This is a genomic window from Telluria sp. RT2P19, from assembly GCF_059685725.1.
This window is the reverse complement of the sequence record NZ_JCASIL010000021.1, coordinates 98,327-113,472: the sequence shown is the minus strand read 5'-3', so window position 1 is coordinate 113,472 and position 15,146 is coordinate 98,327. Positions and strand designations below refer to the sequence as shown.

At 61.3% G+C, this 15,146-nt stretch carries 12 protein-coding genes; 5 read left to right on the top strand and 7 right to left on the bottom strand.

The window, feature by feature from the left end; translation table 11 throughout:
- Nucleotides 1-16: 16 nt before the first annotated feature.
- The 4 genes from AC56KW_RS21965 to AC56KW_RS21950 all read left to right on the top strand — a co-directional run bounded on the left by AC56KW_RS21965 (nt 17) and on the right by AC56KW_RS21950 (nt 4,015).
- Entirely contained in the window at nt 17-598 is a 582-nt protein-coding gene (locus AC56KW_RS21965) for a DUF2345 domain-containing protein (protein ID WP_497172781.1), read from the top strand.
- A gap of 23 nt (nt 599-621) precedes the next feature.
- Entirely contained in the window at nt 622-2,364 is a 1,743-nt protein-coding gene (locus AC56KW_RS21960) for an esterase/lipase family protein (protein ID WP_497172777.1), read from the top strand.
- Nucleotides 2,361-3,548: a T6SS immunity protein Tli4 family protein gene (locus AC56KW_RS21955; protein WP_497172776.1), complete on the top strand. Its 1,188-nt coding sequence runs from the start codon at nt 2,361-2,363 to the stop codon at nt 3,546-3,548. The genes AC56KW_RS21960 and AC56KW_RS21955 overlap by 4 nt, the downstream gene beginning before the upstream one ends.
- Nucleotides 3,549-3,754: 206 nt before the next feature.
- A complete protein-coding gene (locus AC56KW_RS21950; RefSeq protein ID WP_497172775.1) occupies nt 3,755-4,015 on the top strand; it encodes a PAAR domain-containing protein in 261 nt (86 codons plus the stop codon).
- Nucleotides 4,016-4,134: 119 nt separating this feature from the next.
- On the opposite strand, the gene AC56KW_RS21945 is transcribed toward AC56KW_RS21950, so the two are convergent.
- From AC56KW_RS21945 to AC56KW_RS21935, 3 genes are read right to left on the bottom strand one after another with little or no spacing between them, the layout of a single operon-like run.
- Complete coding sequence (locus tag AC56KW_RS21945; protein ID WP_497172774.1) at nt 4,135-5,583, bottom strand: efflux transporter outer membrane subunit; 1,449 nt, start codon at nt 5,581-5,583, stop codon at nt 4,135-4,137.
- Nucleotides 5,580-8,738 (bottom strand): efflux RND transporter permease subunit, encoded by a 3,159-nt coding sequence (locus AC56KW_RS21940; RefSeq protein ID WP_497172773.1) that lies wholly within the window; start codon nt 8,736-8,738, stop codon nt 5,580-5,582. The genes AC56KW_RS21945 and AC56KW_RS21940 overlap by 4 nt, the downstream gene beginning before the upstream one ends.
- Nucleotides 8,739-8,760: 22 nt before the next feature.
- Entirely contained in the window at nt 8,761-10,080 is a 1,320-nt protein-coding gene (locus AC56KW_RS21935; protein ID WP_497172772.1) for an efflux RND transporter periplasmic adaptor subunit, read from the bottom strand.
- Between the two features lie 235 nt (nt 10,081-10,315).
- Between AC56KW_RS21935 and AC56KW_RS21930 the strand changes: the two genes are divergently transcribed.
- Nucleotides 10,316-10,867, top strand: coding sequence for a TetR family transcriptional regulator (locus tag AC56KW_RS21930; protein ID WP_497172771.1), 552 nt, complete (start codon nt 10,316-10,318; stop codon nt 10,865-10,867).
- 823 nt (nt 10,868-11,690) lie between these two features.
- On the opposite strand, the gene tal is transcribed toward AC56KW_RS21930, so the two are convergent.
- The 4 genes from tal to AC56KW_RS21910 all read right to left on the bottom strand — a co-directional run bounded on the left by tal (nt 11,691) and on the right by AC56KW_RS21910 (nt 15,136).
- On the bottom strand, nt 11,691-12,620 hold the full coding sequence (gene tal, locus AC56KW_RS21925; RefSeq protein ID WP_497172770.1) for a transaldolase: 930 nt from the start codon (nt 12,618-12,620) through the stop codon (nt 11,691-11,693).
- 26 nt (nt 12,621-12,646) lie between these two features.
- Nucleotides 12,647-13,144 (bottom strand): GAF domain-containing protein, encoded by a 498-nt coding sequence (locus tag AC56KW_RS21920; protein ID WP_497172769.1) that lies wholly within the window; start codon nt 13,142-13,144, stop codon nt 12,647-12,649.
- 28 nt (nt 13,145-13,172) lie between these two features.
- The gene (locus tag AC56KW_RS21915; RefSeq protein WP_497172768.1) at nt 13,173-14,171 is read right to left on the bottom strand and encodes a hypothetical protein; all 999 of its coding nucleotides are present in this window, start codon (nt 14,169-14,171) and stop codon (nt 13,173-13,175) included.
- A gap of 110 nt (nt 14,172-14,281) precedes the next feature.
- Nucleotides 14,282-15,136 carry an SIS domain-containing protein gene (locus AC56KW_RS21910; RefSeq protein WP_497172767.1) on the bottom strand — a complete coding sequence of 285 codons (855 nt, stop codon included), beginning with the start codon at nt 15,134-15,136 and terminating at the stop codon, nt 14,282-14,284.
- Nucleotides 15,137-15,146 lie beyond the last annotated feature (10 nt).

The following is a 15,146-nucleotide window of genomic DNA, read 5'->3' as shown; positions in this document are numbered from 1 at the left end:
CGCTCATGCCAGGTCGATGCGGGAATGCGTTGACGGGTCATGGAATCCTCGAAGTAGAAAACCTCGAGTCTGCACGTCATCGCGGCTACGTTACAGGTGGGTGGGCTGCACGCTTACTGCGCATTCGCTTGGGGCCAAGCTGGTCGCGGGAAGCGGAAAGGTCGAAATCGAGGCGCACGATGAGAACGTGGAGATCACATCGGCGAAACGTATTGTCCTTTCCGCCACCGAAGAAATTGTCTTGCAATCGCCGAGAGTGACGGTGGTAACCCGAGGCGCGCAAATGGCACTCGGGGATGGCGCAGTTACGCATCAATGTACTGGCAGCTTCACAGTCAGATCCTCGAAAACTGAGTTTCCCGGTGCTGGTGACGGAGGTTCGCTTTCCATGCACATACCAAAGAGCATGGTTGAACATGACCAGCGTGTGCGGCTAGCCGATCTGTCCACAGGTGAGCCACTTGGCTATCAGCGCTATCGAGTGACATTAGACGATGGGCAAATCATTGAAGGGCGTACCAGCGTTGATGGGATGACTCAGGACTTTATCTCCGATATTCCATTCGGAAGTTATATTATCGAAGCACTCGACGACTGAAAAATTTGTCAAAGGGATCCGATATGAATTCTTCGTTTAAGCCTTATGGGTACAAACTTCCAGTAAGCCCGCAGAGAAATCAGGGGAACATATCCCAAGGCTTTGTTACGCCAAAACAAGATCGCACTCCGCAAGTGCAATGTATTTTGCCTAAAAAAGTGTTGCCTATTATTTTTATTCCCGGAATTATGGGGTCGAACTTGAGGTTAAAGGCCGATCGTCAAGGCGAAATAGGGCAGGGTCACAATATATCATGGCGTCCGGATAATTCCTATGTGACGATTAAACAATTCGACGACAATCCTGCCGAAAGACAAATGCGTCTTGATCCGGAAGTCACAGAGGTGGATACCTATGATCCAGAACGAAGTGATACCGGAAATCGAAGTGAAAAATCTGACCAGAGAAATGAGGCGGTGCATTATTCATGGGGTTATGGTGGGTGGAAGCGGCTTGATGGTCCATTGCTGCAGGGAGATCTTCCTGGTACAAAAAATGGTCGAACACAAGACCAGAAGGCCCGGGGGCGGGGGTGGGGCGAGGTGTATTTTGGTAGCTATCAGCCGATTCTGGCCATGTGCGAGAATAAGCTGAATTCTGCATTTTCAAACAGGACTGTGGAAAGATATTTATCCGGTCATGTCGCCAGCATTGATCCCAATAAATGGGGGGCGCATCCTACATCATCGATGAAGGCTATTGATGTGGATGCTATGCGTTCTGCAATTAAAGGAGCGTGGTTTCCGGTTCACGCAATCGGATATAACTGGCTAAAGAGTAATCGTATATCCGGAATTGATGTTGCGAGAAGGATCGATAGTCTCATAGAAGATTATCAGAGGCAGGGATTTAGATGCGAAAAAGTAATCTTGGTAACCCACTCTATGGGTGGATTAGTAGCTCGAGCCGTAATTCATCCAAAAATAGGAAAAATTAATGACAAAGTACTTGGCATAGTACATGGAGTCATGCCCGCTGTCGGGGCAGGGGCTGCGTATAAGCGTATGCGATGCGGTGTTGAGAGTACGTGGTATAGCTTGCTAACAAACATAGGTGCGGCAATCCTAGGAAATAACGGGAAGGATGTTACTGCAGTCCTTGCAGGCGCGCCAGGTGCACTGCAATTGCTCCCTAGTCGTCTTTATGGAAAACGCTGGCTGGAATTTCGAAGAGGTGAGAAATTGATTAAGAGCTGGCCTCAAGAATGCCCTTACGAGGAAATATATAAGATAACAGGGAAGTGGTACGGCTTATTTCGCGAAGAATGGATTAATCCGGCTGGCTTGAATACGGCTGGAATTTCACAAACCCTTCTTCATTTAGATGAGGCTAAAAAGTTTCATGAGGATATCGAGGATACATATCATGAAAATAGCTACGCTCATTATGGCGCCGATATTGATAGAAAAGCCTGGTATAAGGTCGTATGGCGAGCAAATGCCACTGCGGTTTTCCACGATGTCGAAGCATTGAGCATTGTTGAGGATAATCAGGCGGGAGAATTGAAAATGATAGATTCGGCGGTTGAAGTCGAGAAGTCTCCCGCCATGGCATTCGGTGTTGAAATGCAGGATGCTGCAGAACCGGGAGATCAAACTGTCCCGCTGCACTCGGGAGATGCGCAGCTTAGAAGCGGAAAATTTAAGGGTATTTTCAGGCAGTCTGGCTACGAGCACCAGGCGAGCTATGCTGATGAAGCAGTGATTGATGCCACCTTGTACAGCTTATTTAGAATTATCTCGACGATGAAATGGTCTGATAAATGAAAAAATTTCGTTTAAATCAGAATTCGTGGGTTACTGCGATAATTTTCTCGCTGGTCATAGCCTCCGGGGCAAGCTACGCCTTTAAAAAACTTACTGGGGATTTAATGGAAACGTCGAATGATCATGTTGCTGGATTGTTTGAAAAGACTCGTCTCGTATGCTTCGGGAGGTTTGTCATTTCTGTGCCGGATAGTGCGATTGTAGTGTACGGCCCGGCAGAGTTGGACGGTAACTTCAGCGTTTATCGAGATCAGGCTGGTGATCTTCCAGAATTCGTGTCGTCTCAGCTTGATGAGGCAAAAAAGCAGAAGGATTATCTTCCAGAAGATCGAATAGAGGAATTTCCATTGGTTGGAGAAACAATGGATGGAGCATTGCCTGGCCAGAAATTCGTCTTCGGAGCGAGAAGCTCAATCGGCTATACGATTCATTCCTACATGCCATTAGGCCGCGATTTATTTGTCTTGGAGAGGGGTAATGTAACGGAGAAGGATGATGTGATTCGGGAGATGAACCGGTTTGCCACGCAACTGCGCTTACGTTCCGATGCCGAAATCCCATCTGGACAGGGACTTTGCGTCGATGGAGGATTTGTTGATATTCAACCAGAATATGAAAACACTACATTTGGTCTTCGCTTCAACGATATCCCGGACGTCAGGTTCTCGATAAGAATGCAAAAAAATCATGATTATTTACAGGAAAGCAGTAATCCCTCAGTCCTGCGAAAGAGCGCCAGGGAACGCGCTAATGCTATCCAGCTTGCTTCCTTCTTCGCTCGCGTCACGACACTACGCGAAGGGCGTCGCCAGCTTGACGGTTGGGAAGGAGAAGAAATTCTCACCAGAAGACCTGAATACAAAGGCGATACTGACGCACACGAGTTTCGGTTCTTCAGCGTGGGACAGCGTCACGACGCCCTGCACCCGCAACTGGATATTCGCATGGATACTGGTGTAAAGGAGAATGCCAGGACTAGTGTCAAACCGAGCCTTACCAACGAAGCGGCATTGGCATTGTGGGACAAGCTTCTCCCGACTATTCGTGTGCGTCAGCCGAGCGATGCCACATCGCCGATTACGCCTGCGCCCATGGCATCGCTTGGAAACGTGAGGAAGTCGGGAGACATCTGCCCCCAAATCCGGTTGGTGGGAATGCCTGGAAAAGCGAAAGATCGACGGTGAACGGCGCCGATTCTTCAAGGCGGGCGACAAGTTGCCACCTGTGTTGGCGGATGGCGGGGCGAGCTTGTGGCATACGCTGGTCGGCAATACGTATCAAATCGCGACGGTCGAGTGGAAGTTGCTTGAGCATGAATCCCCCCTTGGATCCTCGGTCGATAGATCAGGAACCGACATCTGACATGCTGATCACGATATGAAGGATAGCAATGCCTGACATAATCCGCCTGAACGACCCCACCAGTCACGGCGGCAAGGTAAGCGAGGTCGCCGCGACCCACTTCACGGTTGGGGGTGTCGCCGTCGCGTGTGTCGGCGATTTTTGTACTTGCCCCATACATGGTCAGGTCACCATTGTGGAAGGAGAGGCGAACCATACGGTCGGCGGTCTTGCCGTCGTCTATGATGGCCACAAGACCAGTTGCGGTGCGACGCTGGTATCGACGGTGACGAACTTCAGCCACGGTTGATCGGGGACGGGAATCCTGCAACGCCGCCGGATCAATCGGCATTCTTCGTCATGGCTGCCCGCAAAAAAAGACCGGGCCACATGGGCCCGGTCCGTATGACAGCACTTTTCGGTGGCGGCTTAACGCGCAGCCACCGGTGCTCCGCCGTCCGCCGGCGCCGCCGGCTCCGTCCATCCTCCACCCAGCACGCGATACAAGGTCACCTGATTCTGCAACCTCAGCAGGTTCGCCTGCACCGACAGCTGCTGCGACTGGAACAGCGACCGCTGCGCATCGAGCAAATCGAGCTGGCTCGCCGCGCCGCTGCGGTACCGCAGGTCCGACAGGTTGAAACGATCGGCTTCCGCCTCGGTCACCGCCGCCTGCGCGCGCAGCTGCTCACTGAACGTCGCCTGCCCAGCCAGCGCATCCGCCACTTCGCGGAAAGCGGTCTGGATCGAGCGCTCGTATTCGGCCACCGCGATATCGCGTCCGGCCCGGGCACTGCCCAGCGTCGCGGTGTTGCGGCCGTAGTCGAAGATCGGCAGGATCGCCTGCGGTGCGAAGGTCCAGCCCCAGGTGCCGCTGTCGAACAGGCCCGACAGTTCGCTGCTGGCGCTGCCCGCGCTGCCGGTCAGCGTGATGCGCGGGAAGAAGTTCGCGCGCGCCGCGCCGATATTGGCGTTGGCGGCGATCAGCTGCTGCTCGGCCGAACGGATGTCCGGCCGGTTGGTCAGCAGGTCGGAAGGCAGGCCGGCCGGGATGTCCGGCAGCTCGGTCTTGGCCAGGGTGGCGCCGGCGCTCACGTCGGCCGGCAGCGGCCCGCCAACCAGCAGCGTCAGCAGGTTGATGTCCTGGGCGCGCAGGCGCTGCTGCTGGGCGAGGGTGGCGCGGGCCGTCTCGACCAGCGAACGCGACTGCTGCAGTTCCAGGCGCGATGCCACGCCGTTTTCGAAACGCAGCTGGAACAGCTTGTCCGATTCCAGGCGCGTGTTGAGCGTGTCTTGCGTGATGCGCAGCAGTTCCTCATCGGCCAGCAGTTGCAGCCAGGCGCTGGCGACCGACGAGATCAGGCTGATCTGCGTGGCCTTGCGCGCTTCTTCGGTGGCGAGGTATTGCGCCAGCGCCGCGTCCGACAGGTTGCGCACGCGGCCGAACAGGTCGAGCTCGAACTGCGATACCGACAGGCCCGACTGGTACACGCTCTGGATCGGCTGGTCTTCGCCCGTGGTCTGGCGATTGCCGCTGATGCCCAGGCCCACGGTCGGCAGGCGGTCGGCGCGGGTGATGCGGTATTGCGCACGCGCCTGCTCGATATTGGCGATCGAGATGCGCAGGTCGCGGTTGTTCACCAGTGCCGCGTCGATCAGCGAGCGCAGGCGCGCATCGGTGAAGAACGACTGCCAGGCGACCGTCGCCGGCGCAGCGGTCAGCACCGGGCTGGTCGAAGAGGTCGCCGCCTGCGGGGTTTCCGGGTAGGCGGCGGCCACCGGCGCGGCCGGGCGTTCATAGTCCGGGGCCAGCGACAGGCAGCCTGCCAGCGTCATCGCCAGCGCCAGCGGAGTGACGAGTTTGATGTGCTTGATCATTGTTTGCTTCCTTCTTCTACGTGCTTTTGGTGTAGGGTCGCGTACATCTTCTGCTGGCGGGCGCTGCCCTTGAAGAGCGTGCGCACCACCACGAAGAAGACTGGCACGAAGATCACGCCCAGCACGGTCGCGGTGATCATGCCGCCCATCACGCCGGTACCGATGGCGCGCTGCGATGCCGAGCCGGCGCCGCCCGCGATCACCAGCGGCAGCACGCCGAGGATGAATGCCAGCGAGGTCATGATGATCGGACGGAAACGCAGGTGCGCTGCTTCCAGCGCCGCTTCGTACGGCGACTTGCCCTCGGCCTGCAGGTCCTTGGCGAATTCCACGATCAGGATCGCATTCTTCGCCGCCAGGCCGATGATGGTGATCAGGCCGACCTTGAAGTAGACGTCGTTCGGCAGGCCGCGCATCGTGGCCGCGATCAGCGAACCGAGAATGCCCAGCGGCACCACCAGCATGACCGACACCGGGATGGTCCAGCTTTCGTACAGCGCGGCCAGGGCCAGGAACACCGCCAGCAGCGAGAAGGCGATCAGGATGCCCGCGGTCGAGCCGGACAGGATCTCTTCACGCGATTGGCCGGTCCATTCGAAGGCGAAGCCGGCCGGCAGCTGGGCCGCCAGGCGCTGCATTTCTTCCAGCGCGTCGCCGCTCGAGTAGCCCGGGGCGGGTTCGCCGGTCAGCTTCATCGCCGGATAGCCGTTGTAGCGGTTGGTCTGCATCGGGCCGGTGGTCCATTCGGTGCTCGCGAACGACGACAGCGGCACCGGCTGGCCTTCCCGGTTCAGCGCATTGATGCGCAGCAGGTCGTCCGGCTGCATGCGCTGCGGCGCATCGGCCTGCACGATCACGCGCTGCAGGCGGCCGGCGTTCGGGAAGTCGTTCACATACGACGAACCGAGCGACGTCGACAGCGCGGTATTGATCGCGCCGAAGGTCACGCCCAGGGCCTGCGCCTTGTCACGGTCGATGTTCAGCTTCAGTTGCGGCGCATCTTCCAGGCCTTCCGGACGCATGCCGGTCAGGATCTTGCTCTGCATGGCCATGCCCAACAGCTGGTTACGCGCGGCCAGCAGGGCGTTGTGGCCATTGCCGCCACGGTCTTGCAGGCGGAACGAGAAGCCGGTGCCGGTACCCAGTTCCGGGATCGGCGGCGGGCTCACCACGAAGATGAACGAGTCGCGCACCGCGCCCATGTGGCCCGTGATGCGGCCGGCGAACGATTGTGCGTCCTGGCCGTCGCCCTTGCGTTCGTCCCATGGCTTCATCGGGATGAATGCGAGACCCATGTTCTGGCCCTGGCCCGAGAACGAGAAGCCGGTCACGGCCACGATATTGGCGGTCTCGGGCTGCTTCATCACGAACTCTTCCAGCGAACGCAGCACGGTGCCGGTACGCTCGGCGGTCGCGCCCGGCGGCAGCTGGATGTTGGCGATCACGTAACCCTGGTCTTCGTTCGGCAGGAAGGCGTTGGGCATGCGGGTGAACATCAGCGCGACGACGGCGACCAGCAGCGCGAACACGACCATCCAGCGGCCGGCGCGTTTCAGGATCGAGCCGACGAAGCCTTCATAGCGCTTGGCGCCTTTGGTGAAGTGACGGTTGAACCAGCCGAAGAAGCCCTTCTTGTCCATGTGATGGCCGGCTTCGACGGGTTTGAGCAGGTGCGCGCACAGCGCCGGGGTCAGCGACAGCGCGAGGAAGGCCGAAAAGCCGATCGAGGTCACCATCACGACCGAGAACTGGCGGTAGATGTTGCCGACCGCGCCGGCGAAGAAGGCCAGCGGCACGAACACGGCGATCAGGACCACGGTCACGCCGATGATGGCGCCCGAGATCTGGCCCATCGCCTTGCGGGTCGCTTCCAGTGGGGGCAGGCCTTCCTCGCTCATGATGCGTTCGACGTTTTCGACGACCACGATGGCATCGTCGACCACGATACCGATCACCAGCACCATGCCGAACATGGTCAGCACGTTGATCGAGAAGCCCATCGCCAGCAGGCAGGCGAACGAGCCCAGCAAGGCGATCGGCACCACGATGGTCGGGATCAGGGTGTAGCGGAAGTTTTGCAGGAACAGGTACATCACCAGGAACACCAGCACGATCGCTTCGATCAGGGTGTGCACCACTTGCTCGATCGAGATGTCGATGAAGGTGGTCGAGTCGTAAGGAATCGAGTACTTCATGCCTTTCGGGAAGTACTTCTGCAGTTCCGCCATGCGTTCCTTGATCAGCTCGGCGGTCTGCAGGGCGTTACCCGACGGCGCCAGCTGCACGCCGATACCGGCCGACGGCTTGCCGTTCAGGCGCGCGGTCGTGGCATAGGCCTGGCCGCCGATCTCGATGCGGGCCACGTCCTTCAGGCGCACGGTCGAGCCGTCAGGATTGGCGCGCAGCACGATGTTGCCGAACTGCTCGACATTCGACAGCTGGCCGGTGACGATCACGGTCGCGCTGATCTGCTGCCCCTTGGCCACCGGCAGGTCGCCGATGGTGCCCGAGGCGACCTGGGCATTCTGCTGCGAGATCGCGGCGGTGACGTCGGCCGGCGACAGGTTCAGGCCGACCAGCTTGGTCGGATCGATCCAGACCCGCATCGCCTTCTCGGTACCGAACAGCTGGGCCTGGCCCACGCCGGTGATCCGCTGGATTTCCGGCAGCACGTTACGCGAGGCGTAATCGCCCAGCTCGATGTTGGTGATGTTCGGATCATCCGACGACAGGATGGTAAACAGCAGGAAGTTCGAGCGCGCCTGGTCGACGCGCACGCCCTGCTGCGTCACCGCCGGCGGCAGGCGCGGGGTGGCGCGCGACAGGCGGTTCTGGACGTCGACCTGGGCCAGGTTCGGATCGGTGCCGGTCTCGAACGAGATCGTGATCGATCCGCTGCCGTTGGCCTGGCTGGTCGATTCCATGTAGATCATGCCTTGGGCACCGTTCATCTCGCGTTCGATGATCGAGATGACGGAATCCTCGAGCGTCTGCGCCGATGCGCCCGGGTAGGCGACGTTGATGACGATCGAGGGAGGCGCCACGGATGGATATTGCGCGATCGGCAGCTGATTGATGGCAACGCCACCAAGCACCATGATGAACAGCGCGATCACCCATGCGAAAATTGGGCGGTCAATAAAAAAACGTGCCATTGGAAAGTCCTATTCCTTGTTCTTATCGGCTGCTGTCGGCCGGCGTGGTCGCGCCTGCGGCCGGCGAGCCGGCGTCTGGCGTGCGGGTACCGCCAGCGCCGGTGGTGGCGGCTGCCTTGACGCCCGCCGCGTTCGGCTGACCCGCCGGTGCGCCGGCCTGGGCCGGCGTCTGCTGGGCGCCGGCCGGGGTCCATTGCACTGGCTTGACCGGAGTGCCTGGCGGCAGCATCTGCAGCTTCTGGAAGCCGTCGACCATCACTTTTTCGCCTTCCTTCAGGCCACTGGTGACGACCCAGCTCGCGTCCTGCTGCGAAGCGATCTTGACCGGACGTGGGACGGGCTTGTTGTCGGCGCCGATGACCGTCACGATGTCGCCGTTCTGGCCGCCGCGCGTGACCGCCTGTTGCGGGATCAGGATGCCGTTCGGCAGCGAAGCCTGGGCGATGCGCACGCGCACGTACTGGCCCGGCAGCAGGGCGTTGTTCGGGTTCGCCACGGTGGCGCGCAGCGTGATCTGGCCGGTGCCCGGATCGACGGTGACGTCCGAGAACAGCAGCTTGCCGCGCTGCGACAGCTCGGAGCCGTCTTCCAGCAGCACGGTCACCGGCACGTTGTCGGCGCCGCCGCCCTGCTTGCGCAGTCGCTGCAGCTCGGTGGCCGACTGGGTGATGTTAAGGTACATGGTGTCGGTCTGCTGGATCAGTGCCAGCTCGGTCGACTGGGTCGCCGACACCAGGGCGCCTTCGGTCACCAGCGCGCGGCCGATGCGGCCCGAGATGGGAGCGTTCACATTCGTGTAACCAACATTGATCTGCGCGACTTTCAACTGGGCCTGGGCAGCAGCGACTTCAGCCTCACCTTGCTTTTGGGCGGCGACGGCATTGTCGAATTCCTGTTTACTGACCGCGTTGGCTTCGACCAGCGGCTTGTAGCGCTCCGCGATGGCGCGCGACGCCACCAGGTTGGCCTGGGCGCGCGCGACATCGGCGCGCGCGGCGGCGAGCTGGGCCTGGTAAGGCGCAGGGTCGATGGTAAACAGCGACTGGCCCTGCTTGACGATGCTGCCCTCGGTAAAGGAGCGCTTGAGCACCACGCCGTCGACGCGGGCGCGGACCTGGGCGGTGCGGATCGGCTCCACGCGCGCCGGCAGTTCATTCTGCAGGGCGACGGTCTGGAAAGTGGCGGTGACGACACCCACTTCCGGGGCCGGCATATTGCCGCCTGGCGCGGCGCCAGCGGGCGCTGCGTCTTTCTTGCCGCAGGCAGACAACAAGACCAGGGCAGCCATGGTGGCGGCCGCGACCCGGGTGAGGGACATGGATGAGGAGTTGGCAGAGCGCATTACGAGTGCTTCCTTCTAGTTAGTAATACGCGTCGATGTCACACCCCGGTCAACAACATGTGCATGGGATGTAAGATCAACGCTGGCTTTTGCGAATAGTTTTATATACTATCACGATTGTATGTAAATCAGTTTAAGCACCTATCAATTTGAGGGTTACCTAAAAGAAATGGTTCGCAGGACGAAGGAAGAAGCAGCGGCGACCCGCGACAGCATTCTCGATGCAGCAGAAATCTTGTTTGCAAAGCAGGGTGTTTCACGAACGACATTACAACATATCGCCAGTGCGGCGGGTGTAACGCGCGGCGCGATTTATTGGCATTTCGTCGACAAGGGGGCCCTGTTCAGCGCCATGATGGACCGCGCCACGATGCCGATGGACACGGCGGTCAAGCTGCTCGACGAGCGCCAGGTGGCCGACCCGTTGCAGCGTCTGCGTGATGAGCTGATGGCGGTGCTGCACATCGTCGTCAGCGACGAGAAGGCGCGCCGGGTGTTCGAGATCGCCACCCTCAAGACCGAGTTCACCGATGAAGTCGACTCGGCCCGCGTGCGCAAGCGCGAAGCGGTGGCCGAGTGGCGTGCGCGCATGGAGGCGCAGCTTGTCGAGGCGCGTGCCAAGGGCCAGCTGCCGCGCAGCGTCGACCCGCACAATGCCGCGACCTGCATGTGGGTGCTGCTCGACGGGTTGCTGCGCAACTGGCTGTTCGACCTCGCGCCGTTCGACCTGCTGGCGCTGGGCGGGGAGGCGATCGATACCTTCCTGGCGGGCCTGAAGGCGCGTTAAAGCCGGCGTTTCGCCTGCTTGCGCTTTTGCTTCAAGAAAAAAAGTCGTTCCTGCCCCTCGAAAGGAGTCCTGGCGGGAACGTCTTCGTACGTGCCGTCGACGCGTTCGAATCGCGGTTGCGTTGTGATGCATGCGGTGGTTGAACGCGTGGATGGCAGAGCCATCCACCCCATTTAGTGCAAGGGGCGGTTGTGGGGTGGACGGCTAGCGACTCACCCCATTTAGTGCAAGGGGCGGCTGTGGGGTGGACGGCTCGCGATTCACTCCATTCAGTGCAAGGGGCGGCTGTGGGGTGGACGGCTCGCGATTCACCCCATTTAGTGCAAGGGGCGGCTGTGGGGTGGACGGCTCGCGATCCATCCCATTCAGTGCAAGGGGCGGCTGTGGGGTGGACGGCTAGCGACTCACCCCATTTAGTGCAAGGGGCGGCTGTGGGGTGGACGGCTCGCGATCCACCCCATTCAGTGCAAGGGGCGGCTGTGGGGTGGACGGCCCGCGACCCAGCCCATTTAGTGTAAGGGACGGCTGTGGGGTGGACGGTTCGCGATCCACCCCATTGGTGCAAGGGGCGGCTGTGGGGTGGACGGCTTGCGACCCAGCCCATTTAGTGTAAGGGACGGCTGTGGGGTGGACGGTTCGCGATCCACCCCATTGGTGCAAGGGGCGGCTGTGGGGTGGACGGCTCGCGACCCAGCCCATTTGGTGCAAGGGGCGACTGTGAGGTGGAAGGCTCGCGATCCGCCCCATTTAGTGCAAGGGGCGGCTGTGGGGTGGACGGCTCGCCGTCCACGCGTCCAACCATCCCACGATGTAGCTGTCGTTGTTAACGCATACCTTCAATCATCTGCTTGAGCTTGAGCGAATCCACCACGAACGCGCGGATGCCTTCGGCCAGTTTCTCGGTACCCATCGCGTCTTCATTCAGCATGAAGCGGAAGGTCTTTTCGTCGACCGCGATCTTCTCGATGTCCGCGCCGTCATCCTTGACCAGCTTGCGCTCGACCGGCGCGTCGCTGTCGGCCAGCTTTTGCAGCAGGTCGGGCGAGATGGTGAGCAGGTCGCAGCCGGCCAGTTCCAGGATCTGCGAAGTATTGCGGAAGCTCGCGCCCATTACTTCGGTCTCGTAGCCAAACTTGCGGTAGTACTGGTAGATGCGCTTGACCGACTGCACGCCCGGATCGCCGGCGCCCTGGTAATCGGTGCCGCTCGACTTCTTGTACCAGTCGTAGATGCGGCCGACGAACGGCGAGATCAGCTTGACGCCGGCTTCGGCGCAGGCCACTGCCTGGCACAGCGAGAACAGCAGGGTCAGGTTGCAGTGGATGCCATCTCGTTCCAGGATCTCGGCGGCGCGGATGCCTTCCCAGGTCGAGGCGATCTTGATCAGCACGCGCTCACGCGACACGCCGTTCTTTTCATACAGGGCGATCAGTTCGCGGCCCTTGGCGACGGTGGCTTCGGTGTCGAACGACAGCGCGGCGTCGATCTCGGTCGAGACACGGCCCGGCACGTATTTCAGGATCTCGACGCCGAACGCGATCAGGAGGCTGTCGACGATGGCGTCGATCGACGCGTCAGGCGCGTCGGCGATCGCTTTTTCGAGCAGCGGACGGTATTCAGGTTTTTGCACGGCCTTCAGGATCAGCGACGGATTGGTGGTCGCATCCTGCGGGGCGTAGGCCTTGATCGACTGGAAGTCGCCGGTGTCGGCGACCACGGTGGTGTATTGCTTGAGCTGTTCGAGCTGGTTCATGTGGGTCTCTGGATGAGGTGACGCAATTAGAAATCGGTGCCGGCAATGAACGCGGCGAGCATGGCTTCGAGGCCGGCCCGGTCTTCTTCGGAGAAGCGGTCGGGCTTGGGGCTGTCGATATCGAACACGCCGATCAGCTGGTCGTCCTTGATCACCGGGATCACGATCTCCGACGCCGATGCCGAATCGCAGGCGATATGGCCCGGGAAGGCATGCACGTCCGCCACCACGATGGTCTTGCGCTCGACCGCGGTGGCGCCGCACACGCCGCGGCCGAACGGGATGCGGGCGCAGGCGGGTTTGCCCTGGAACGGGCCGACCAGCAGGTCCTGGCCCGCACCCTTCCTGGACGGCACGGTGAAGTAGAAGCCGGCCCAGTTCAGGTCGGAGATGGTGTCGTAGACCAGGGCCGAGAACTGCGAGGCGTTGGCGGTCAGGTCGCGTTCGCCCTCGAGGACGCTGGTAACCTGGCGCACCAGCAGGTCGTAGTCGGGACGGGCGCTGCGTTCTGGATTGATATGCATGACGGGCGAAAATGCTGGTCGAAAACCGCTATTTTACAGCCACCGCTGCCGGAGGCGGGCCGGCGTCCGGCGGCGTCATCGAAATCACCAGCCTGAACAGCTGGCGCGGCGTCGGCTTGCCATCGGGTAGCTTGCCAGGACGATAATGCACGTCGACCTGCAGGCGCTCGCCGTTTACCCGCAGGCGCTGCAGCGTCGCGTCGGCGCGGGCGTCGAGCGGCATCGCGACCTCGGTCTGGAACAGGTGTTTGCCGGTCGGGTCCAGCAGGTCGAGCAGCAGGCGCGCGCCGTCGCCCGACGCCACCACGATGAAGTTGCCGGTGCAGGCAAAGCTGTCGACGTCGTTCCGTGGCCGGAACGACCACGCGCCGGCATCGAACTGGTGGGGCGCGGCGTCCGTCCCGATCCGGTAGTTAGGCGGGCAGCCATCGCCTCCGTGGACGGGAGGATCGGCGCGGCCGGCGCGAAGCCGCGCATGCGTGACAGGCGCCGCCCCATACCACGGCCGGTCGAGCCGGCCGCCGGCCGGGGCCGCCGTGCCCAGCACCCTGCGCACGAACGCCATCGCATCGTCGCCAACCCGGCCGCGGCCGGCTTCGTCCTGCGCGGCACGCAGGTACTGCCGGCCGAGCAGTTCGTCGCTGTCGCGGTCGCGGATGGACAGGCTGGTGATGCGATCGGGACTGTCTTCGGACCGGTCCGCGTGTTCCTCGACCACGTAGCGCGCGCGGACGTCCCCGCGGGGACGCACGACGACGCTGCCCGGGCCGGCGCGGCGATAGACCTTGTCATGATGGAGCACGAACGGATAGCCGGCCCACAAGGCGTCGTCGAGGCCGAACAGCGGCTGGAAGGGGCCCGCGCCGGGCTGGTCGAAGCCGATGTGGCGCAATTCGACGCCTTCGACGCCGCTCACGCTGCGCATCACGAGCGGACCGGGCAGCCGCAGCTCGGACTTGGCCATGCACATCGTCAGGGCGCCGGCCGCGACAAGGGCCGACAGGAGTAGCTTGTAGAACGTCGGCATTGGCGTAGTCAGGACCGATCAGCCATTGGAAGAATGATGTGCATGGGTAACGGCAAGCGTCAGGAAGCAGGCATTCTAGACCAAATACGGTTTTTGCCGTCTACGCAGGATCAGCCGATGAACGAATCGAACTGCATGTCGAATTCTTGCAGCGCCTTCTGGGCGTTCTGCATCTTCTTGCGAAACTCCGGTCCGCGGCGCAGGGCCAGGCCCACCGCCAGCACGTCGATCACGACCAGGTAGGCCAGGCGCGCCGAGATCGGGGTATAGGGATCGGTCGCGAACACCAGGTCGATCGGGATCAGCAGCGTCGCCATCTCGGCCAGCGGCGTGCCCGACGGCGCCAGCACGATCACGTCGGCGCCGCCGGCCTTGGCCAGCTTGGCCGAGCGCGTCAGCGCCGGGTTGTTGCCGCGCTGCGAGATCGCCACCAGCGCGTCGCCTTCACGCAGCAGGGCCGCCGCGATCGAGTGGATCGACGGGTCGGTATAGGCCACGGTCGGCACACCCGAGCGGAAGAACTTGTGCTGGGCGTCGGACGCGACGAAACCGGACGTGCCCTGGCCATAGAATTCGATCTTGTTGGCGCGCGCCAGGATCTCGAGCGCCTGCTGCACCAGCTCGGGCTTGAGATTGTTGCGCAGGTCGAGCAGGGTATTGATCGAGCGGCTGCAGATCTTGTTGATCAGGTCGGAGGCCAGGTCATCCTGGTGCGGCGCCTCGCTGGCGCCAGGCAGGGCCAGCGCCAGGCCCTGCGCCAGCTTGAGCTTGAACTCGTGCCAGCCGTCGTAGCCGAGCGTGCGGCAAAAGCGTACCACGGTCGGTTCCGATACTTGCGCGTTGCGCGCCAGGGCGGTGATGTTCTGGCTCACGGTCGCGGAAGGCGCGGCCAGCACCGCGAGCGCGACCTTGCGCTCCGATTTGGAGAGCGTGTCGAGCTGGGTGCGGATCGAGTCGAGCAGCATGGTATGTCTC